This is a genomic window from Sphaerisporangium rubeum, from assembly GCF_014207705.1.
Classification (GTDB): domain Bacteria; phylum Actinomycetota; class Actinomycetes; order Streptosporangiales; family Streptosporangiaceae; genus Sphaerisporangium; species Sphaerisporangium rubeum.
In genome coordinates, this window is record NZ_JACHIU010000001.1 from 6,352,771 (window position 1) to 6,374,524 (window position 21,754).

General features: G+C 68.9%; 17 protein-coding genes. 9 read left to right on the forward strand and 8 right to left on the reverse strand.

Annotation, left to right across the window (positions count from 1 at the left end; genetic code table 11):
• The first annotated feature begins 79 nt into the window (after positions 1–79).
• The 3 genes from BJ992_RS26790 to BJ992_RS26800 all read left to right on the forward strand — a co-directional run bounded on the left by BJ992_RS26790 (position 80) and on the right by BJ992_RS26800 (position 2,696).
• Positions 80–328 carry a hypothetical protein gene (locus BJ992_RS26790; RefSeq protein WP_184985634.1) on the forward strand — a complete coding sequence of 83 codons (249 nt, stop codon included), beginning with the start codon at positions 80–82 and terminating at the stop codon, positions 326–328.
• Positions 329–700: 372 nt separating this feature from the next.
• Entirely contained in the window at positions 701–1,489 is a 789-nt protein-coding gene (locus tag BJ992_RS26795) for a tetratricopeptide repeat protein (RefSeq protein ID WP_184985636.1), read from the forward strand.
• 85 nt (positions 1,490–1,574) lie between these two features.
• On the forward strand, positions 1,575–2,696 hold the full coding sequence (locus tag BJ992_RS26800; RefSeq protein ID WP_184985638.1) for a SagB family peptide dehydrogenase: 1,122 nt from the start codon (positions 1,575–1,577) through the stop codon (positions 2,694–2,696).
• 50 nt (positions 2,697–2,746) lie between these two features.
• On the opposite strand, the gene BJ992_RS26810 is transcribed toward BJ992_RS26800, so the two are convergent.
• Positions 2,747–3,868, reverse strand: coding sequence for a glycoside hydrolase family 11 protein (locus tag BJ992_RS26810; RefSeq protein WP_221474996.1), 1,122 nt, complete (start codon positions 3,866–3,868; stop codon positions 2,747–2,749).
• Between the two features lie 1,052 nt (positions 3,869–4,920).
• Here BJ992_RS26810 and BJ992_RS33335 point away from each other — a divergent pair.
• Positions 4,921–6,255, forward strand: coding sequence for a cellulose binding domain-containing protein (locus BJ992_RS33335; protein WP_184985640.1), 1,335 nt, complete (start codon positions 4,921–4,923; stop codon positions 6,253–6,255).
• A gap of 22 nt (positions 6,256–6,277) precedes the next feature.
• Here BJ992_RS33335 and BJ992_RS26820 read toward each other — a convergent pair whose 3' ends face one another.
• The gene (locus BJ992_RS26820; RefSeq protein WP_184985642.1) at positions 6,278–7,255 is read right to left on the reverse strand and encodes a helix-turn-helix transcriptional regulator; all 978 of its coding nucleotides are present in this window, start codon (positions 7,253–7,255) and stop codon (positions 6,278–6,280) included.
• A gap of 343 nt (positions 7,256–7,598) precedes the next feature.
• On the opposite strand from BJ992_RS26820, the gene BJ992_RS26825 reads away from it, so the two are divergent.
• Positions 7,599–9,266 (forward strand): heparinase II/III domain-containing protein, encoded by a 1,668-nt coding sequence (locus BJ992_RS26825; RefSeq protein WP_184985645.1) that lies wholly within the window; start codon positions 7,599–7,601, stop codon positions 9,264–9,266.
• Here BJ992_RS26825 and BJ992_RS26830 read toward each other — a convergent pair.
• On the reverse strand, positions 9,239–11,584 hold the full coding sequence (locus BJ992_RS26830; RefSeq protein WP_184985647.1) for a hypothetical protein: 2,346 nt from the start codon (positions 11,582–11,584) through the stop codon (positions 9,239–9,241). The two genes, BJ992_RS26825 and BJ992_RS26830, sit on opposite strands and share 28 nt — an antisense overlap.
• Positions 11,585–11,706: 122 nt before the next feature.
• On the opposite strand from BJ992_RS26830, the gene BJ992_RS26835 reads away from it, so the two are divergent.
• Positions 11,707–11,904 carry a VOC family protein gene (locus tag BJ992_RS26835; protein WP_184985649.1) on the forward strand — a complete coding sequence of 66 codons (198 nt, stop codon included), beginning with the start codon at positions 11,707–11,709 and terminating at the stop codon, positions 11,902–11,904.
• 29 nt (positions 11,905–11,933) lie between these two features.
• Here the strand turns inward: BJ992_RS26835 and cimA are convergent, their stop codons facing one another.
• On the reverse strand, positions 11,934–13,508 hold the full coding sequence (cimA, locus tag BJ992_RS26840) for a citramalate synthase (RefSeq protein ID WP_184985651.1): 1,575 nt from the start codon (positions 13,506–13,508) through the stop codon (positions 11,934–11,936).
• A 331-nt stretch (positions 13,509–13,839) separates the two neighbouring features.
• Between cimA and BJ992_RS26845 the strand changes: the two genes are divergently transcribed.
• A complete protein-coding gene (locus BJ992_RS26845; protein ID WP_184985653.1) occupies positions 13,840–14,490 on the forward strand; it encodes an O-methyltransferase in 651 nt (216 codons plus the stop codon).
• Between the two features lie 48 nt (positions 14,491–14,538).
• Here the strand turns inward: BJ992_RS26845 and BJ992_RS26850 are convergent, their stop codons facing one another.
• From BJ992_RS26850 to serA, 4 genes are all read right to left on the reverse strand, one after another.
• Complete coding sequence (locus BJ992_RS26850) at positions 14,539–15,645, reverse strand: branched-chain amino acid aminotransferase (protein ID WP_425503736.1); 1,107 nt, start codon at positions 15,643–15,645, stop codon at positions 14,539–14,541.
• A gap of 184 nt (positions 15,646–15,829) precedes the next feature.
• Entirely contained in the window at positions 15,830–16,888 is a 1,059-nt protein-coding gene (locus tag BJ992_RS26855; protein ID WP_184985657.1) for a 3-isopropylmalate dehydrogenase, read from the reverse strand.
• A gap of 60 nt (positions 16,889–16,948) precedes the next feature.
• Entirely contained in the window at positions 16,949–17,071 is a 123-nt protein-coding gene (locus BJ992_RS34005; RefSeq protein ID WP_281390473.1) for a hypothetical protein, read from the reverse strand.
• Positions 17,072–17,514: 443 nt separating this feature from the next.
• On the reverse strand, positions 17,515–19,104 hold the full coding sequence (gene serA, locus BJ992_RS26860) for a phosphoglycerate dehydrogenase (protein ID WP_184985659.1): 1,590 nt from the start codon (positions 19,102–19,104) through the stop codon (positions 17,515–17,517).
• A 211-nt stretch (positions 19,105–19,315) separates the two neighbouring features.
• Here serA and BJ992_RS26865 point away from each other — a divergent pair, with 211 nt between their 5' ends.
• Entirely contained in the window at positions 19,316–20,197 is an 882-nt protein-coding gene (locus BJ992_RS26865; protein ID WP_184985661.1) for a hypothetical protein, read from the forward strand.
• Between the two features lie 153 nt (positions 20,198–20,350).
• A complete protein-coding gene (locus BJ992_RS26870; RefSeq protein ID WP_184985663.1) occupies positions 20,351–21,709 on the forward strand; it encodes an MFS transporter in 1,359 nt (452 codons plus the stop codon).
• Positions 21,710–21,754 lie beyond the last annotated feature (45 nt).

Genomic DNA, 21,754 nt, shown 5'->3' on the forward strand with positions numbered 1-21,754 from the left:
TCGGAAGTCAGTGCCGGAGCAGCGGAACGTGCTGTCAATCCCTGCCTGTGCGCGGTCAATTAAGAAAGGTGGCACAGTCATGTCTCAGCAGAAGTCCGAGGTGTTCGAGGTTCACGAGGACGCCTACGACGCGCCGCAGGCCGCTCTCAACCACAACCACAACGAGAGTGCCGTCTTCGAGGACCACGAGGACACCTACGACAGGCTGGAGTCCGCTCTCACTTCCAACCACAACGAGAGCGCCGTCTTCGAGAACCACGAGGACAGCTACGACGCGCCGCAGTCCGCCCTCAACCTCAACCACAACGAGGTTCTTATCGAGGTGTGAGCCTGCGGACGGACGGGGTTCCGCGGGATGACCGTGGCGCTCCAGGTCTGTCGTAGTGCGACTTCAGGCCTGCCTCCCAGGCCAGTGTGGTCCTGGGAGGCGGTATATCGCCGGTGGCGTCGTCCGGTGGGGTGTGTTACGGGAGGGCTCGTGCGGGGGGAGCGTTCAGGAGGGGTTGTGAGCGGTGGGGCTCGGCCGGCTGGGGTTTCTGGGTCGGTGGGGACGTTGCTGCGGTACGGACGTGAGCGGGTTGCCGAGAAGCGCTTCGAGGTGGCGGAGCGGGCTTTTGTCGACGCTGTCGCGCGGGCTCGGCGGGACGGGTCGGACGGGGGGAGGGTTCTCGCGCAGTGTGAGCTGGCGAGTTTGTGGCGGATGCGTGGGGGTTATCGCAGAGCGGGGTTGTTGTTCGCCTTGACGCTTCCGGTGGCGGAGCGGGTTTTCGGGGCTGCGTCGGTGCAGGTGGCGACGGTGTGCAATGAATGGGGGGTATGGGGGAAGTACACCGGCCGGTTCGAGCAGGCGGAGGGGCTTTATCTGCGGGCTTTGACGATTCTGGAGGCGGTGCGCGGGGGTGAGCATGAGGATGTGGCCACCGTGTGCCACAACCTGGGGGGGCTCGCTCACGCTCGTGGCGATCATCACGGTGGTGAGCCGTGGGGACGGCGTGCGGCGGAGGTGCGTGCCGAGATCCTCGGCGAGGATCATCCGAGGGTGGCGGCGGATCTCGCGGCCTGGGCCGCACTGGTGGACGGCTGCGGTCGTCCGGATGAGGCTGAGGTGCTGTTGCGGCGGGCTCTCGTGGTCTTCGAGGCGGCGTACGGGCCCTGGCACCATGATGTGGCAGCGGCGCTGCACAATCTCGCCGCCATCGCGCATCGAAGGGGTGATCTGGAGACGGCTCTTGCGCACTACACCCGTGCGCTGGCCGTCAAGGACGCGGTGCTCGGGCCGGGTCACCCGGAGTCGACGATCACGCTGATCAATCTCGGTGCGCTGCATCGCGCGCTCCACCAGCCTGGACGGGCCCACGCCTGCTACAGCCGTGCGGCCGAGGTGCTGGAGCGGGTGGCGCCGGATCATCCGCATCTCGCGGCGGCCCGCCGCGGCCAGGCGGCCACCGCGGCCGGGCTCGCGGCAGATCGCGCCGCCGACGGCGCCTGATGGCTCTGACGGATCCGGTGAATCGGCGAATCCGCGAATCGGCGAACCTGACGGACACAGCTCACACGGAAGAACAGAGGTCACGGTGAACGTACGCCTGTCTGCTTGCGGCGCGCTCATGTGGGACGCCGGCAAGCTGGTCTGGGACGACTATCTCGGCCATCGGCAGTTCGCTCTGGCCGAGGGGGTCGAGCGGGTGTTGCGGTGGTTCACCGTGTTCCGTGAGCTGGACTCCGTGCGTGAGATGTCGGACGACCCGGACGAGGCCGCCGGCTGGCACAAGATCGCTACGGTGCTGGCGGAGAACGACATCCTGATCGCCGAGGACGGGCCGCGTCATCGGCGTGAGCAGGCGGTCGAGCAGGCCTGGCGACCGTGGGGGCCGCTGGCGCGCGCGTACCACTTCTCCACCCGGTCCGACGCCGGGACCGCCATGCGTACGGCCGAGCAGGACAACGAGGAACTCGAGGCCAAGGTTGTCACCGATCCGCCGCCGCCGGCGTTCTGGTCACTGCCAGGCACCACCCGGGTCGCGTTACCCGACGCCGACCCTGGTGTGTGGCGGCATCGGGACCTGATCGACGTGCTGCACCGGCGCCGTACCCGGCGGTACTTCGGCACCGCCGCGTTACCGCTGGAGACGGTCGCGGCGCTGCTCAAGACGGCGGCCGGTCCCCTGCGGCGGGTCGACGGGCCGCTGACCCAGGAAGGGGTCACGCTCGACCCCGGCGGGGTGCTGACCGACTCCTGGCAGAGGGTGTTCAAGACCAGTCCGTCGGGTGGCGCGCGCCATCCCACCGAGATCTACCTCTACGCACGTAACGTGGAAGGTCTGGCACCGGGGGCCTACCATTACGCCGCCGCCGGCCACACGCTGGAATTCCTCGGCCGCCGGCTGGACGACGAGCGGCTCGTGGCCGCGGTCGGCGACCAGGACTGGGTCGGCAGGGCCGGAGCGCTGATCGTCTACACGAGCGTCATCGCACGCAACCAATGGAAGTACAGCTTCCCGCGGGTCTACCGGAGCCTGATGATGGACGTCGGCCACCTCAGCCAGACCGTCTACCTGCTGGCCACCGCGGCGGGGCTGCACATCACGTTCACCGCGGCCCTGCGTGACCAGATCCTTGAGGAGCTTCTCGGCTGCGACCCCGCCGTCCAGCTCGTCCTCGGTACCTCGGTCATCGGCACGCCGTCCACCGGGTGACGCGAACGTCCCCGGCGCGCGGGTCGCGCCGGGGACGTCGTCGTGCGGGGTCAGCCGGAGAAGTTCCATCTCTGGCTGGTGTTGCCGCTCTGGCAGGAGGCCAGTTGGAGCTGGGTGCCGTTGCCGGTGCCGTTGTTGACGGCGGCGAGGCACAGGTTGGACTGGACGCCGACTATGGTGCCGTCGGAGTTGCGGCGCCACTTCTGGTTGTCGCCGCCCCAGCAGGAGTAGATCTGGATGCCGGCGCCGGCGCTGGAGCCGCCGGCGTCGAGGCACTTGTTGCCGTAGACGCGGATCTCCTGGGAGGAGTTGGAGGCCCACTGCTGGTTGCTGCCGCTGTGGCAGTCGTACAGCTGGACGCGGGTGCCGTCGGAGGTGCTGGAGTTGGGGACGTCCACGCAGCGGTTGGAGGCAACGCCGCGGAGCTGGCCGCCGCCGCCGCTCGGGGGGTTGCTCGGGGAGGAGGTGGGGCCGGGGTCGCTGCCGCCGCCTACCGTGATGTTGGAGCTGCCGCTGCTCTGGTAACCCTCGGTGGCCATGATCTGGTAGAAGTGGTTGCCGAGCTGCATGCCGGCGCGGGACCAGGCGTCGAAGTGGTTGCCCGCGGTGATAGTGCCGCCGGTCTTCTTCTGCTGGCGGACGCTCCAGTACTGGTTGAACGTCTGGTTGCCGTCGATGGACGGCGCGTTGTACCGGGTGGTCTGGTAGATGTCGTACGTGCCGCCGTCGCTGGTCACGGTGCCCTTGAAGGTACCGGTGGGGCGGTAGGTGCCCCAGTTGTCGACGATGTAGTACTCCACCAGCGGGCTTCTGGTCCAGCCGTACAGCGTCAGGTAGGCGTTGCCGGAGGGGTTGAAGCTGCCGGAGTAGGTGACCGTCCTGCGGGTGCCGGGGTTCCAGCCCTTGCCGGCCACGAAGTTGCCGGTGTTGCGCCAGGAGGTGCTGTAGTTGCCGCCGGAACCGAGCTCCATGGACACGGTGCCCTGGCTGTCGGTCCAGAACGAGAAGTAGTAGCCGTTGTTGGTGCCGGTCTGGTTGGTCGTGATGGCCGCGTTGGCGATGCCTGGCACCATCGCGAGGACGGCGGCCGCCGCCACAGCGGTCACCCGGCCCGCGAGCAGCCTGATCCGGCCGTTTTTACGGCGTTTCGAGTGGTCGAGGACGTCGTTCATCTCCGTGCTTCCTTCTCGCGGAGGGCCGATCGGGAGGACAGGCGGCGTCACGTGAGCCGACAGGTGTGCCGGCGGCCGGGTGGGAGAAGGCCGCCGCGTGTCGGCGTCGTACGACGCGGCAAAGGTGCTCCGGTGGCCGTGCGCTCGGCCACCGGTGTGCCGGGCCGCGATCGGCCGGCCCGGGCCGGCAGCCCGTCCTGCCGACGGCGACAGTGTTCGCCTGAGTAAGTGAAGCTGTCAACAACTTTCGGAAACGTCGCGGAAACATGATCTCTGTCCGCGGAGATCGCCGGCCGTGTTCCGGCTGATCAGAGGCCATGGAGATATGGCGTGGCCTGGGGAACACGGCTGATGAAACTTTCTGGCGAGGACCGAAACAAGTCGGCCGAGGGGTCACACGTCGGCCGACGGCGCCTGAGGCGGCGTGACGGCGGTTTCGCGAACGGCGCCTGCGGTTCTCCTCGATGAATTTCTGTCACCCGCGTGCCGGGGCCGGAGGAATTCGGAAAACAATCCGCGGCCGGCCGTTCGCACGCCGAGGCGTGGACGCGGCATCACCACCCGGGTCCGGCGTCGTGAATCACCACCGAATAAGCATGCTTCTCAGAGCACGGCAGTATGTCGTCCGACGCCATCAGCGAACTTTCCGAATTCATATGTGCCGGGCCGGAGTACGGTGACCATGGCCTGCCGCGATCATCGTGCGCACCGGGGTTCCGCCGGCCCGTTCCTCACCGGCGGATGAGGAGGAAACTTTCATCTCCGTGCCGTCGGATCGAGCACGGACCTTGCCTGGCCAGGGAGTACGGACGCGGTGAATCCGGCGCAGACGCGGGCCGGCGAACCTTGACAGGAGCTATCACGGGAGTATTTGCTCCCTCGCAAACACCCCATGGCGCATGAGCGGCGTACTGAAGATTCACTATCGACTGTTAGCGCTAACGCATCAGCTTTGCGTCCGGAAACGGGCCTTTGATGCCGCCGATGGAAAGGCACGCAGAACATGCCGTCATCACAAGCCCGGCCCCTACGGCCAGCAAAGGGAATCGCGAATGTTGAAGCATAGGTCCGTCCTCGGTGCCGTGGCGCTGGCCGCGGTCGCCGTGCTGGCCACGAGCCAGGCGGCATTGAGCAGCGGTAGCGCCGCCACGACCGGGACCGCGAAGGCCGCCTCGGCCGCCGCGCTCGCCGGAACCGCGGGTTGTGGCAAGAATCCGACGCTGACCAGCGGCGTACGGAACATCACCACCAGCGGCAAGAATCGTCAGTACATCCTGCGGATCCCCGCGAACTACAACAACAACAATCCGTACCGCCTGATCATCGGCCTGCACTGGCTGAACGGCAACATGAACGACGTCGACTCAGGTGGCAGCAGCGGGGCCGTCTGGTCCTATTACGGTCAGCGGCAGTTGTCGAACAACTCCACGATCTTCATCTCGCCGCAGGGCTTCAACAACGGGTGGGCCAACAACGGCGGTGAGGACGTCGTCTTCATGGACGACATCCTGCGCCAGGTCGAGGCCGACCTTTGTGTCGACCCCTCGCTGCGTTTCGCCATGGGCTTCAGCTACGGCGGCGGCATGAGCTTCTCGCTCGCCTGCAGCCGCGCCAATGTGTTCCGCGCGGTCGCGGTGTTCTCCGGCGCGCAGCTCAGCGGATGCAGCGGCGGCAACGACCCGATCGCTTACATGGGGCTCCACGGAATCTCCGACAACGTCCTGAACATCTCGCAGGGACGTTCGCTGCGCGACAGATTCGTGCGGAACAACGGCTGCACCGCGCAGAACCCGCGTGAGCCCTCCGCCGGCAGCCGCACGCACATCACCACCGAGTACTCCGGCTGCCGCGCCGGCTACCCGGTCGTCTGGGCCGCGTTCGACGGCGGCCACGGACCCGCTCCGGTCGACGGCAGCGGCGGCGACAACGGCGCGCAGACCTGGACCAAGAACGAGGTCTATCGGTTCATCTCCCAGTTCCAGAGCACCTCGAACCCGAACCCCACGCCTACCCCCACCCCAACGGTGACCCCCACCGTCACCCCGACCCCGACGCCGACCCCGACGCCGACGGTCACCCCGACGCCGGTCCCCGGTGGCTGCTCGGCGACCATGGAGACGACGAACTCCTGGCCGGGTGGCTTCCAGTCCACCGTCACCGTCCGCGCCGGCACCAGCGCCATCAGCCGCTGGACCGTGTCCTGGACCTGGCCCGGTGGCCAGAGCATCAGCAGCCTGTGGAACGGCGTCCGCTCGGGCTCCGGGTCGAACGTGACCGTCCGTAACGAGGCCTACAACGGCTCGGTGGCGGCCAACGGCAGCACCACGTTCGGCTTCACCGCGACCGGCAGCGCGGCCACACCCACCCTTTCCTGCAGCATCGCCTGACCCTCCGGCGGCGGCACCCCTGTCACGAGCGGGGGTGCCGCCGCTTTTCCGTGCAGCGGCCGAAGCGCCGTGACAGCTCCTGGAGGTGGGTGACGAGCTCGGGTGGGGAGGCGACCTCGAAGTCGGCGCCGATGGAGCCGAGGGCCAGCGCGGGCCAGTTGAGGTTGTCGGTGTTCATGCGCAGGCGGCAGCGGCCGGCGTCCACCTCTTCGACGGTGGCCCAGTTCCCCGTCGTACGGCGGACCTCCGCGACGGAGGCGTGGACGATGACCTCGACGGCGTGCACCGGAGCGAAGGCGACGTCGATGCCGCCGCGGACGAAGGCGGCCGCGTCCCCGGCCGGCAGCTCTCGGGGACGGTAACGCTCCTCGGTGGTGACGGGGTCGGTGAGGCGGTCCAGGCGGAAGCTGCGCCAGTCGTGCCGGGTGAGGTCGTAGGCCACGAGGTACCAGCGGCGGCCGAGCGGCACCAGGCGGTGCGGCTCGACGTGGCGGTCGGTGCGGTCGCCGGTGCGGGCCTCGTAGGCGAAGCGGACGCGTACCTCGTCGCGGCAGGCCTGAGCGAGGGTGGTGAGCACGGCGGCGTCCACCGTGGGGCCGCCGCCGGGGATGGTGGGGACGGTCGCGGCGCGCAGGGCCTCCACGCGGCGCCGCAGCCTCGGCGGCATGACCTGGACGACCTTGGCGAGGGCCCGTACGGACGCCTCACCGATGCCGGAGACGGCGCCTTGCGCGGCGAGCCGCAGGCCGATGGCCAGCGCGACGGCCTCGTCGTCGTCCACCAGGAGCGGCGGCAGCACGGCGCCGGCGGAGAGCTGGTAGCCGCCGTCCACGCCGCGGTTGGCCGTGACGGGGTAGCCGAGCTCACGCAGGCGGTCCACGTCCCTGCGCAGGGTCCTCGGGGACACCTCCAGGCGTTCGGCCAGCTCGGTACCCGGCCAGTACCGGTAGGTCTGGAGCAGCGACAGGAGCCGGAGGGTCCGTGAGCTGGTGTTGGCCATGAGGCCATCATGAGGGCTATTGCGGACGGTTTCTGACCGCTTTTGCCGGCGCCGGGTACGTGCGGACGGTTTATGACCGCTGTCGACGACACCGGGGGACGTGCCGGCGGTTCCCGGGTCGCCGACACCGGGGGACAGGCGGACGCGTCCTGACCGTCGTCGACGACACCGCGGTGTCTCCGGCCGGCGTCCGACGCCACCGGCACGCCTCCGGCCGGCGGTCCTCCCCCTGCACAACTGGTTGTTAACGATGTGTTCCAGGGGACCTGTGCGACTTGACCGGTCAGTTGAGGATCCGACAACATGATCCGGCTTTCCCCCCTGCCACTGGAAGGAACTGGCTGTGCCCCGCCGGACCCTTGCGCTCATCGTCGGTCTCGTCCTCGCGGGGGCCGTCCAGGTCGTGCCTGCCACCGCCGCGGTCCGGCAGACGGCGGAATGCCAGGGGGACTGGCTCCCCGCAACGCCGACGTCCGAGCAGGTCATGGCGGGTGAGGTGCAGTTCCTCGACCTGCCGCCTGTGAAGATCGGCAAAAGGATCGACTGGAACCGCAGCCCGTACGGCAACCGCTCGTGGGACATGGTGTTCTCGTCGCTGCGCTGGGTCGGCCGGCTGGTCGCCGACTACGAGACCTCCGGCAAGGAGGCGTATCTCAGCCGCGCCACCGAGCTGATCAAGAGCTGGGTGGAGAGCAACCCCAGGCGCGGCTCGCGCGCCAGCCGGTACGCCTGGCAGGAGCACCCCATCGCGCTGCGGGCCCCGGTGCTGGTGTGCCTGAGCAGGCACGTGAAGGCGTCGTGGCTCACGGCGAGCATGGTGGACCACGGCCGTGAGCTGGCCGACCCCGCCAAGTACGAGAAGGGCCACAACCACGGCCTCGACCAGGACATCGCGCTGCTGCGGCTCGGCTGTCGCAGCGGCCACAAGGAATGGGCCGACCTGGCGATACGGCGGATGACCGGGACCATCCGGCTTGATGTGGACAGCCAGGGTGCGTTGCAGGAGCAGGCCCCTCGGTACGGCATCTATGTGTACGAACGGCTCAAGGTCGGCATGGAGTCCATCAAGGACTGCGGCCGTAAGGTGCCGGCGGACATCGCCAAGCGGTGGGAGAGCCTGGAGAACTACATCACCCACGCGACCCAGCCGAACGGCTTCATGGTGCCGATCGGGGACGGCGCCGCCGACGTCCGGCCGGCCGGTTTCGACCACCCGAAGCAGACGGTGAAGGTGTTCAAGGCCGGTTACGTCTTCGGCCGCACCAAGTGGGACGACCCCGAGGCGTCGTACTACTCGATCCGGTTCGGCCCCGGCCAGAAGTTCCACGGCCACGAGGACCACCTCGGTGTCACGTACTTCGCGCAGGGCCGCGACATCCTGGTGGAGGCCGGTTTCCACTCCTACGAACGCACCGGTTACCGCTACTGGACCATGTCCCCCGAGGCCCACAACGTCCCCGTGGTCGCCGGCAAACCGTTCCGCAACCGCACCCCCACGTCTCTGGTGGCCTCGAACATCAAGCCGGACCGCCAGTCCTACAAGCTGACCGACAAGGCCTACGGCGTCCCGAGGTACCGTTCGGTCCTCGTCGACCACGACAACCCCCTGATGGCCGTACTCGACACCGCCCCCGGCGCTCAGGTCCGCGGCTACTGGCACCTCGACCCGGCCCTCACCCCGGTCTCCACCGCATCCGGCCGCGTGGTCGTCAAGGACAAGACCGGCTGGAAGGCCACCGTCCTCCAGCTCTCCATGCCGGGCTGCAAGCCGGTGACCGGCCAGTCGGTGGTCCGAGCACGCACCAACCCCTACCAGGGCTGGATCTCCCCGTCCTACATGCGCAAGGTCCCCGCCTCCGTCATCGTCTCCCCCGCCGCCAAGTCCTTGCTCACCCTGACCGTCCCCGGCACCGGCGACGCGGACGTCACCTGCACGGCGTCCCGCGTCACGGTCAAGACCGGCGACACGACCACCAGCTTCCGCTACTCGGCGTCCGGCACCCTGGCGTAGACACCGGCGACCGTCCGCCGGGCCACGGGTGCGGCGCCCGGGCCGGCGGACAAATGGTCATGCAGATTGGCGTGCCGGAACTGGTAGAGGGGACCGACAGCCCGCAGCAGACCAAGCCGGTGCGCGTCCTCCATGAAGTCCATCAGCCGCCACGGCAGCTCCCGCCGCAGCGCCAGCACTCCGGCAGCGATGGTGAAGGTCAGCCATGCGTGGTGCTTTCCGATCGTCAGACCCAGCACCGCGCCGAAAGCCAACCCGATCGCCACGAAGACCGCGGTCCCGAGCGTCCGATCCATCCCGGACGTGGTCGCGAGCAAGCCCCAGAAGAAGCCCCCGGACAAGACCGCGACCATCAGCCCGAGGATCAGCATCCGGAGCAACGTGAGGGTACGGTCGGCGCGCAGGCTCAGCCGCGGAGTCGTGATCGAGGTGAGCGCCGGCGTCTCCGCCCATTTGACCACTTCCATCACGGAGCCGGCCGCAAGACCGGCCACCAGCCCTATCAGGATCATGGACGGCGGCTCACCCCCGGTGTCGGTCTTGATACCGAACCACAGACGTACGGCTTCGAACACCAGTCCGATCCGCAGCCCGTTGAAGAGCCAACGCGCGAGACCACGGCCGATCGTGAGCAGAGCCGCCCCGCGGCGCAGACGCAGATCGGCATAACCCGGCGCCTCGTACTCCCACCTGCCGGTGGACGCGACCACGACCACCGCTCCGGCCACCAGCCCGAGCACGGTCGCGAGCACCCACCCGGTACTGCCGGTGACCAAGCCGACCAGCATTCTCACCGCGAGTCCGACCGATACCCCGGCCGCGACCCTCAAGGCCAGCCTGCGGCCGTAGGTTGTCGACCTCGCAGTCCGGTCCGGCACCATGCCGGAACCCGGTCTCAGTGGCGGTAACACAACCGTGAGAGCGAGCAGCGTTCCCAGCACAAGTCCGACCGCCATGCCGATCAACGTGGCGACCCCGACCGCGTACGGCCATCTGCCCGGCCCCAGGCGGGCCACCACCAAGATGCCCACCGCCGACCGGAAACCATGGACGGTACGGGCGATGTGCCACCACGCGAGATCCCGAGTGCTGTCCGGGGGGAAGATGCGAGCCAGATTGCTCAGGTAACGGCGAGTCGCGACAGGATCCCATCGACGGCGAGGGCGGAAGTGATCGGCGGCGTCCACGCTGGGAGGGCGGGTCTGGACAAGCGCTGGGATGAGCTCATCGAACAGGTGGGAGCGCAGAGCGGCATAGTCCTCACCGAGTGGGCCGATCAGCGGGGAGGCGTCGGCGCCGGTACTGATGTAGACGGTACGGACCAGCCACAACCCGAGTGGCGTGGACACGATTTTGGCCAGTCCAGGCGCTCTTCCGGCCGTTACGGCGTCCAGCACGGCCCGCCATGTCGCAGACGGCTTCGCCGGCAGGCAGGACTCAAGGTAGGCGGCCGCGGTGAGCGGGGTCAGCATCCTGGGGGTGATGACGGCCGCGCCGTGCACCGGCTGGCCCGCCTGAGGGACGGCGGCGGCGAACTCCGTGGTGCGGCTGGTCAGGATCAGTTGGTCGTCCGCGCCGAGTGAATGGTTCAGCGCTTTGATCACGTCCGCCCGGTGGTTCTGCGGGACCTCGTCCAGTCCGTCCAGGACAGGCAGGATGTATCCTCGCGCCACGAGCGTTTCCGCCAACGTGCTCTTGTGCCCTCGGGACGCCAGGGCCGGGTAGTCCTGCGCGAGCCGCACCACCAGCCAGTCCTGTAATCGCGGATACACCGTCGTGTCCCATCCGGAGACCGGCAGCAGCACCGGGACCGGCACCGGTTCTCCGGCGCTGCCGGACATGTCGGTCTCGCGGGAGTCCAGCAACTGTGACATGAGCTGCACCGCGAGCGTCGTCTTCCCGGTCCCGGCACCACCCATGATGACCAGCCGGCGACGTCTCAACGCCCGGAAGCGCCGCGCCACCCCCTCGATGTCCGCGCTGTTGCCGGCGAAGACGAAATCAGGGTCGTCGCTGATCAGATGGGGCTTGCTCATCACGGCGGTGTTGGAGCTGAGCTGCCACATCACGGGGATCGGCTCGGGGCTGTGCACCGCTCGCACGCGCATCTCGGTGCGCCACTGCTCCCGCACGGCCGCCGCGAAGGTACGTGCCGCGTCCTCCACGTCGAGCCCGGACTCCGGGGCACTCCCCCGGCGGTACCAGGACCAGACCACCGGTATCAAGGTGACCGCTGTCAGCGCCACGGCCGTAAAATCTGCCAGGCTTACCCCAGCGTGCGCATCCAGCCTCCGGGCCACGAAGGCGACGGCGGTCATGAGCCCCGCCACCACCGCCACGGCCCCGAATACCCGGCCCGAGCCCTTCCCTCTCACATGGATATCGTCGACCCCCGCTCGCTGCGAGACACCACCGATGCACTAATTGTGATCATTCTTGATTGGACATCAGGCATCCGGGGACGCAGCGGAGCCTCCACCTGGTCGTCCACGGCATCGATAAGGCCCTCGCCACATTCATCGAACGCGGCGCCGAGGTCGGTGAGATCTACGACGTCGGCCACGGCGTCACTTACGCGAACTTCGCCGACCCGGACGGCAACACCTGGACGCTTCAGCACATGCCGTGGCGGATCTGAGCCGCAGATCCGCCGAGGCGGCACGGTGCTCAGGCGGGGTGGCCGGCGCGCAGGAGGCCGTAGGTGACGGCCTGTTCCAGGGCCTGCCAGGAGGCTTCGATGATGTTCTCGTCGACGCCTACGGTGGCCCATTCGCCGGTGGAGTCGCTTGAGGTGATGAGGACGCGGGTGATGGCGTCGGTGCCGTGGGTGCCTTCGAGGATGCGGACCTTGAAGTCGATGAGCTCGACGGCGGCGAGCTCGGGGTAGAGGCGTTCCAGCGCGAGGCGGACGGCGCGGTCGAGCGCGTTGACGGGGCCGTTGCCTTCGCCGGTGGCGACGATGCGCTCGCCCTTGGTGAGGAGCTTGACCGTGGCCTCGCTGACGACGTCGCCGCCGGGACGGCGTTCCACGATGACGCGCCAGGACTCGACGGTGAAGTGGCGGCGGCGGTCGCCGTTGACGGTGTCGCGCAGGAGGAGCTCGAAGGACGCGTCGGCGGCCTCGAAGGTGTGGCCGGCGGACTCCAGTTCCTTGACGCGGGCCACCAGGTCGCGGGACTGGTCGGCGGTGAGGGTGTAGCCGAGTTCCTTGCCCTTCAGCTCGACCGAGGCGCGGCCGGCCATGTCGGAGACCAGCATGCGCATGTCGTTGCCGACCTGTGCGGGGTCGATGTGCTGGTACAGGTTGGGGTCGACCTTGATGGCGCTGGCGTGCAGGCCGGCCTTGTGCGCGAAGGCGGAGACGCCGACGTACGGCTGGTGCGAGTTGGGGGTGACGTTGGTGACCTCGCTGATGGCGTGCGCGATGCTCGTCATCTCGGCGAGCGCCTGCGGCGGCACCAGGTCGAAGCCCCGCTTGAGCTGGAGGTTGGCGACCACGGTGAACAGGTTGGCGTTGCCTGAGCGTTCGCCGTAGCCGTTGGCGCAGCCCTGGACGTGGGTGGCGCCGGCCCGCACGGCGGCCAGGGAGTTGGCGACGGCGCAGCCGGTGTCGTCGTGGCAGTGGATGCCGACGCGCGCTCCGGTGCCGACGGCCTCGTGGACGACGTCGGCGAGTTCCTCGGGGAGCATGCCGCCGTTGGTGTCGCACAGCGCGACGACGTCGGCCCCGGCCTCGGCGGCGACCCGCAGCACTTCGAGCGCGTACGCGGGGTTGGACTTGTAGCCGTCGAAGAAGTGCTCGGCGTCCAGGAAGACCCGCTGCCCCTCCGTACGAAGGTGGGAGACCGTGTCGCGGATCATCGCGAGGTTCTCCTCCAGGGTCGTACGGAGGGCCAGCTCCACGTGCCTGTCGTGACTCTTGGCGACAAGGGTCACGATCGGGGCACCCGATTCGCGCAGTGCGGCGACCAGGGGGTCGTCGGCCGCTCGCACACCGGCCCGGCGGGTCGCGCCGAACGCGGCGAGCTGCGCGTGCTTCAGGTCGAGCTCGGTCCGAGCCCGCCGGAAGAACTCGGTGTCCTTGGGGTTGGCGCCGGGCCAGCCGCCCTCGATGAAGCCGACGCCGAGCCGGTCGAGCTGGCGCGCCACGACGAGCTTGTCCGCGACGGTGAGGGACAGGCCCTCCTGTTGAGCGCCGTCACGCAGCGTCGTGTCGTACACATGGAACCGGTCGTCGGCCATGGTTCGTCTCCTTCGGGGTGCTTATCGGTGAGCGCCGCGCGCCGGCCTGGAACCAGTGGCCCAAACAAAAAGACCCCTCACGGACGTGAGAGGTCTGCGCGCCGGCACTGTCCCTGGGTCAGCCGGCGCGCCTGCCGATAATGAGCAGACTGTTGAGCATGATGTCGCTCAGTCTGCCACACGCCGCCATCAGGTGAGGCCGTGTTCTCACCATCTGAGACGAATTCCGGTGAGGAGGGGGAATCATTACCTGTCTGACCTGCGCGGACGGTCTCGATCCGATCGGGGGCCATGGGCCCGTCACCGGTGCCGGTGGACAAGAATGGCAGGCATGAAGGCTTTCTCGTTCATCACTCCCGCCGTGGCCGAGTACGTGGCGAACCACACGACCCCGCCGGACGACGTGCTCAAGGAGCTCGTCGAGGAGACCGTCGCGGCCACGGACAAGCGCGCCGTGATGCAGATATCGCCTGAACAGGGCACCTTCCTCACGATGCTCACCCGCATCAGCGGCGCCATGAACGCGGTCGAGGTCGGCACCTTCACCGGATACTCCTCGATCTGCATCGCCAGAGGGCTGCCTGAGGGAGGCCGGCTGACCTGTTTCGACGTCAGCGAGGAGTGGACGGCGATCGCGCGCAGGTACTGGGAGAAGGCGGGGGTGGCCGACCGCGTCGAACTGCGGCTCGGCAACGCCGTCGACGGCCTGGCCGAGTTCCCGATCCGTCCCGAGATCGACCTGGCGTTCATCGACGCCGACAAACCGGGCTACCCGGCGTACTACGAGGCGATCATGACCCGCCTGAAGAGAGGCGGCATCGTGCTGGCCGACAACACCCTGCGCCACGGCAGCGTCGCCGACTACACCGACGGCGAGGCCGCCGTCATGCGCGACTTCAACACGCACGTGCTGAACGACCCGCGCGTGACCAGCACCATTCTCCCCGTCGCCGACGGACTCACGCTGGCCATCAGGAACTGAGCCACGGCGGCCCGTCCCGGGTCAGAGCCGGGACGGGCCGCCGGCACGTCAGCAGATCTTGTGGACCCAGTCGTGCGGGTCGGGAGCGGTGCCGTACTGGACGGCCATGAGGGACTCGCGCAGGCGCATGGTCAGCGGGCCCGGTGTGCCGTCGCCGACGGTCCAGCCGCCGTCGGTGCCCTTGACGCTGCCGACCGGGGTGATCACCGCGGCGGTGCCGCAGGCGAAGACCTCGGTCAGCTCGCCGGACTCGCAGCCGGCCCGCCACTCCTCGATCGAGAGCTTGCCTTCCTCGGCCTTGAGCCCGAGGTCGGCCGCGAGGGTCAGCACCGAGTCACGGGTGATGCCGGGAAGCAGAGTGCCGGTGAGCGCGGGGGTGAGGAGACGGTCGCCGTACACGAAGAAGAGGTTCATGCCTCCCATCTCCTCCACGTAGCGGTGCTCGAAGGCGTCGAGCCACACCACCTGGTCGCAGCCGTTCTCCACCGCCTGGCGCTGCGCGACGAACGCCGCGGCGTAGTTGCCGCCGCACTTGGCGAACCCGGTGCCGCCGGGGGCCGCGCGGGTGTAGTCGCGCGACAGCCAGACCGAGACGGGCTTCACGCCGCCGGTGAAGTAGGCTCCGGCGGGTGAGGCGATGACCATGAACCGGTAGGTCCTGGAGGGGTAGTTCACGCCGAGGGCCGGCTGCGTTGCGATCATGAAGGGTCGCAGGTACAGGCTGTGGCCCTCGGTGGTCGGCACCCACTCGCGGTCTTTTTGCACGAGCAGTTCGAGCGACTCGACGAACACGTCCTCGGGGAGCTCCGGCATCGCCATGCGGGCCGCCGACTGGTTGAAGCGCGCCGCGTTCGAGTAGGGCCGGAACGTCACGATCGAGCCGCCGGCCTGCCGGTAGGCCTTCAGGCCCTCGAACAGCTCCTGCGCGTAGTGGAACACCGACGTGGCGGGGTCCAGGGTCAGCGGGCCGTACGGCGTGAGGCGCGCGTCGTGCCAGCCGCGGCCCTCGGTGAAGTCGATGCTGATCATGTGATCGGTGAAATGGGTGCCGAACCCCGGGTCGGCGAGTACGCGCTCGCGCTCGGCCGGAGTGCGCGCGGACTCGGATTGCTGCACGTCGAAGCTGAGCTGCGGAGCGGTGGTCATGTCGAAGATCCTTATCTTCTTGCGGAGGTCGCGCCTTGTGTCCATTGTGCGACGGACCTGGTAACGGGAAACTACTGCAACATCTGGGCAAACGGGAGTGTGGCCCACTGAGTGCACCGCCGGACGCGAAAACGCGCACGGCGGACCCTCTGGCGGGCCACCGTGCGCGTGGGTTGCGGCGTCGGGTCGGCCCCTAGCCGGATACTCGTGCGGCGAGGTCGTCGCCGATCTCACGCGTGGTGCGGACGATGCCGGCGACCTGCCGGCCCGCGAGGTCGTCGGCCACGGCCTTCTCGACGCGAGCGGCCTCGCCGGTCAGGCCGAGGTGGTCGAGCAGCATGGCGACGGACAGGACGGTGGCCGTGGGGTCGGCCTTGCCCTGGCCCGCGATGTCGGGTGCGCTGCCGTGCACGGGTTCGAACATGCTCGGGGCCCACGAGGAGGTGCCGGCCTGCGCGGGGTTGATGTTGCCGCTGGCGGCCAGGCCGATGCCGCCGGCGATGGCGGCGCCGATGTCGGTGAGGATGTCGCCGAACAGGTTGTCGGTGACGACGACGTCGAACCGCTCGGGCTGGGTGACGAAGAACATCGAGGCGGCGTCGACGTGGCAGTAGTCGGTGGCGACCTCGGGGTACTCGGTGGAGACCCGCTCGACGACGCGGGACCACAGGTCGCCGGCGTAGGTGAGCACGTTGGTCTTGTGCACGAGGGTCAGCTTGCGGCGCGGCCGGGTGACGGCCTTCTCGAAGGCGTAGCGGACGACCCGCTCGACTCCGAACGCGGTGTTGAAGCTCTCCTGCGTGGCGATCTCCTGCGCGGTGCCGCGGCGCATCACGCCACCGGCCCCCGTGTACGGCCCTTCGGTGCCCTCGCGGACGACGATCATGTCGATCTCCGGGGAGCCCGCGAGCGGGGTGTCCACCCCGGCGTAGAGCTTGACGGGCCGGAGGTTCACGTAATGGTCGAGCTCGAAGCGCAGCTTGAGCAGCAGCTGACGCTCCAGCACGCCTGGCGGCACGCTCGGGTCGCCGACCGCGCCGAGGAGGATGGCGTCGTAGCCACGCAGCTCGGCGAGGGTCTCCTCGGGAAGGGTCTCACCGGTCGCGTGGTAGCGCCTGGCGCCGAGGTCGTACGTCGTGGTCTCGGCCTTGAGGCCGAGCGCGTCGAGCACCTTGAGGCCCTCGTCGACCACTTCCTTGCCGATGCCGTCTCCCGGAATGACCGCGAGGCGGATGTCGTGGGAATCCCGCATGCTGGTACCTTACAGGGCCGTCTCGTTGGCCGAACAACACATCTCAGTGAACGAGACGCGTCAGCGGATGGGCTCGCCGCCGTTGTCGCGACGGTCCAGGGCCGTCTGCACGGGGTCCGGCGTCTCTTCGTCGGTGTGGTGGTGGTGCTCTTCGGCACGGTCCCACGGATACATGTCGTACATCACGGCGCTCTTTCGTCGTCTCTGTTTCGCGGTCGCGTCCGACGGCACGGCGAAGCCCGTCGGCACATGGCGCGGACAAATTGGATGAACAGCTTTGGGTCGGCGAAACCCGGCGGGATCCGGTCCGTAATCCGGGTCGCGGACGAAAGAACCGGTAACCGGCCGGCGGGCACACCACGCACCGCGACGGGTCGCCGGCCTGTGGTGCGTCAGGCCCCGCCGCGGCAGGTCACGAGTACACGTACCTGGCACGTCATCACCATTCACGGTACCCGGCGGTTCCCGCGCTGTCTCCTAGGACGACCTATTATCTCACCATGTGAGATACTTGACCGTCATACTGAGATGAAAAAGGCCCGTCAACCTGGGAGGATGACGGGCCTTTCGGAAACAGACGCGATCAACCTGTTTCCGACCGTTTCACAGCAGCCATAAGAACGGCGTCAGTCGCCGAGATCGACCGTGCGGCCGCCGTCGGCGCCGATCTCCTGCGCGATCTGGTCGGCGACCTCCGACGGGATGGCCGAGTCGACGGTCAGCGCGATGAGGGCCTTGCCCCCCTTGGCGTCCCTGGCCACCTGCATCGAGGCGATGTTCACCTGGCGCTCGCCAAGGATGCGGCCCACGATGCCGACGATGCCGGGCCGGTCGGTGTAGTCGAAGAACGCGAGGTGGTCGGTCGGCTCGATCTCCATCTGGAAGCCGTTGACCTCGACGATCTTGGTGATCTGACGCGGCCCCGACAGGGTGCCGGACACCGAGACCGTGCGGCCGTCGGCGAGCACACCCCGTACGGTGACGACGTTGCGCCAGTCGGGGCTCTCGTCGCTGGTGACCAGCTCGACGGTCACGCCGCGGTCCTTGGCGAGCAGCGGCGCGTTGACGTACGTCACCGAGTCCTCGACGACGTCGGTGAACACACCCTTGAGCGCGGCCAACTCGATCACCCGCACGTCCTGCGAGGCGATCTCGCCGCGCACCTCGACGTCCAGCCGGGTGGCGACCTCGCCGGCCAGCGCGGTGAACACCCGGCCGAGCTTCTCGGCCAGCGGCAGGCCCGGCTTGACGTCCTCGGCCACCGCGCCACCCTGGACGTTGACGGCGTCCGGCACGAACTCGCCGGCCAGGGCCAGCTTGACGCTGCGCGCGACCTGCGTGCCGGCCTTCTCCTGGGCCTCGTGGGTGGAGGCGCCGAGGTGCGGGGTGACGACCACGCTGTCCAGCTCGAACAGCGGGCTGTCGGTGCAGGGCTCCTTGGCGAACACGTCGATGCCGGCGCCGGCGACGCGGCCCTCCTTGATCGCGGCGTACAGCGCGCTCTCGTCCACGATGCCGCCGCGCGCGACGTTGACGATGCGCACCGACGGCTTGACCAGGTGGAGCTCGCGGTCGCCGATCAGGCCGAGCGTCTCCTTGGACTTCGGCAGGTGGACGGTGATGAAGTCGGCCTGGCGCAGCACGTCCTCCAGGGAGGCGAGGCGCACCCCCATCTGCGCGGCGCGGGCCGGCTGCAGGTAGGGGTCGTAGGCGATGAGTTCCACACCGAACGGCGCGAGCCGCTGCGCGACGAGCTGGCCGATGCGGCCGAGACCGAGGATGCCGACGACCTTGGCGTCCAGCTCCACACCGGTGTACTTGGACCGCTTCCACTCACCGTTCTTCAGCGCGGCGTGGCCCTGGGCCACGTTGCGCGCGCTGGCGAGGATCAGCGCCACGGTGTGCTCGGCGGCGCTGGTGATGTTGGACGTCGGCGCGTTGACGACCATCACACCGGCCTTGGTGGCCGCCTCGACGTCCACGTTGTCCAGGCCGACCCCGGCTCTGGCGACGACGCGCAGGCTCGGCGCGTGGGACAGCGCCTCGGAGTCCACCTGGGTGGCGCTGCGCACGATGAGCGCGTCCACCCCGGCGAGAGCGGGCAGGAACTTGGACCGGTCGGCGCCGTCGGTGTGACGGACCTCGAAGTCCGTCCCGAGCAGGGCGAGCCCTGCCTCGGACAGCTCTTCTGCGACCAGGACGACGGGCTTGTTCACTGGTGGGTCCTTCAGGAAGTGCGGATGCACGGACAAGGCCAGAGTCTATCCCCGCTTGTGAAACAACTCACGAGCGTCCGGCATACGAGACGAGGACCCGGGGTACCCCCCTAAACTGGATTCCACCCGCAAGTCGCCAAGTTGGTATTGATCACAACATTTCTTGACGATTAGGCTGATAAGCTGTGTCCCACTACCTATCGTGTGCAGTATGAGCATCGGGAACCCCGCTCTCGGAGAAGTGCTCGCGCAGCACGGCAGCCCGCAGCGACTGCTCGCGGCGCTGGCCGAATGGGGCATCCTGGTGGCCGTGCGGCCGGATCGGTCCGTCGTCCTCGGCACGACCCAGACCGGTGAGCGAGTCCTGCTCGGCTACACGGGCCAGGACACCTACATGCGGCACCGCGGCAACCACGCCCTGTCGGCCTGCGACGCCGAGACGATCCTCGACATCCAGCGGGTGACCGGCGTACGCGAGATCGTGATCGACGCGGCAGGCCCCGCCGCCGCGGCCGTCCCGATCGAGGACCTCCAGCGTCACCTCGCCTCGTCGCGCAACGCCAGGCACACCCCCGCGATGTCCAGCGCCTCCCCCACCGCGTACGCCACCGGCGCCATGGCGTCGGTCGGCCCGCCGTCCCAGGCCCGCGGCTACGGGGAGACCCTGACCGCACCCGTGCCGAACCGCACCGAGGACGCGGCGCGCGCCTGGATCCCCGCGCCGCGGCCCCACCTGTCGGGCCCGATGCAGCAGGTCGACCCCGGCTACAAGCGGTGCCACCACCCGATACTCCCCGCGCTGCGGTTCGCCATCGCCGAGCTGCTGCGGGACTTCCCGCTGGTCCACCACGTGTGGATCTCCGAGGCTCGCACGGTCTCCGGGTCGTCCGGCATCATGCTCCACGTCAAGGTGCACACCCGTGCCGCCGAGGACATCGTGCGCGACCTGCACCGCATGGTCAGGGCCCGGCTGCCGCAGCTCGCCGCGAGCGAGGCGCCGGTGCTCATGGCGCGGGTCGCCGACGCCAACACCGAACGCCGCATGATCGAGCTCGGCGCGCACGTGGTCTGCGCCGACGTCCGCGACTTCTAGAAGGCACCGGCCGTCCCCGCGCCACGCGGGGACGCGCCGTGACCTGCGCGTACGCCTCCGCACCACGCGGGCCGCGCAGTTGTGACGCATCGGTGACCCTCGCACACGGGGAAAGTCTGGTCAGTCGAGCATCGGCTGGGCTGTAATGACGCAATGCTGCCATCCACGGCAACCCCCCGACCGCACGCCGTCTCCCGTGGTGTGCGCCTCGGCTACGGGGTGGGGTCGTTCTGCACGGCGTCCTTCACCGCCATCCCCGGTCTGCTGCTCCTCTTCTACCTGACCAATGTGCTCGCCGTACCCCCGTGGCTGGCGGGTGTCGTGGTCTTCGCGCCGAAGGCGTGGGACCTCGTGCTCAACCCGCTCGTCGGCCGGTGGTCGGACCGCACCACCTCACGGTGGGGCCCCCGGCGTCCCTGGCTGCTGGCCGGCGCGGCCGTGCTGCCGGTCGCCTTCGCGCTGACCTTCATCGGCCCTCCGCTGAAAGGCACAGGCGCCGCGCTGTTCGTCGGCCTGTTCTTCCTGATCGCCGCGACGGGGTACGCGCTGTACGAGGTGCCGTACAAGGCGATGCCGGCCGAGATGACCGACGACTACCACGAGCGCACCTCGCTGCTCCAGTGGCGCATGGTGTTCGTCGCGATCGCCGTGGCGCTGAGCGGCATCCTCGCCCCCGCCATCGCCGGTGGCACGCTGGACGGCTACCGCTCGATGGGGCTGATCTTCGCGGCCATCCTGTTCGCCGCGATGATCGCGTCGTTCTTCGGCACGCGCAACGCGCCGCTGACCGGCAGCGTCCTGTCCGAAGGCACCCTGCGTGAGCAGATCGCCGCCGCGCGGGCCAGCAAGCCGTTCCTGTGGCTGCTCGGCCTGTCGAGCGCGCAGACGCTCGCCGCCGGGGTGATGCTGGCCGGCGGGCCGTACTTCGCGGCGTACATCCTCGGCGACCCCGGCACGACCAGCCTGCTGTTCGCCGCGCTCGTCGGGCCGATGCTGTTCACCATGCCGCTGTGGGTGTGGCTGGCGCGCAGGCTCGACAAGCGCGGCGCGATGGTCCTTTCCGGCGCGCTGTTCATGGGAGGAGCGCTGGCGGCCGTGCTCACCCCCCTCGCCGGCGCGTGGCTCGCGTACGCGGCGATGTTCGTCGTCGGCCTCGGGTACGCCGGGCTGACGCTGCTGCAGTTCTCCATGCTGGCCGACGTGATCGCGCACGACTCACTGGTGAGCGGCCTGCGCAGAGGCGGCGTGTTCACCGGCCTGTGGACGGCGGTGGAGAGCGCGGTGAGCGCGCTCGGCGCGCTGGTGTTCGGCGGCGCGATCGCCATGGGGGGCTTCATCTCCTCCGACCCCGAGAACCCCGTCACGCAGCCCGGCAGCGCGGTGGACGCCGTGCTGCTCGCCGACACGATCGTCCCGGCCGTCATCATCTTCACCGGGGTGCTCATGACGCTGAAGTACCGGCTGACCTCCGCTCACCTGGACGAGGCCGCCGCCACCCCACGGCCCGCCTGAAAACGCCGTATCCACAGGCTTCCCCGGCGTCCCACGACGCCGGGG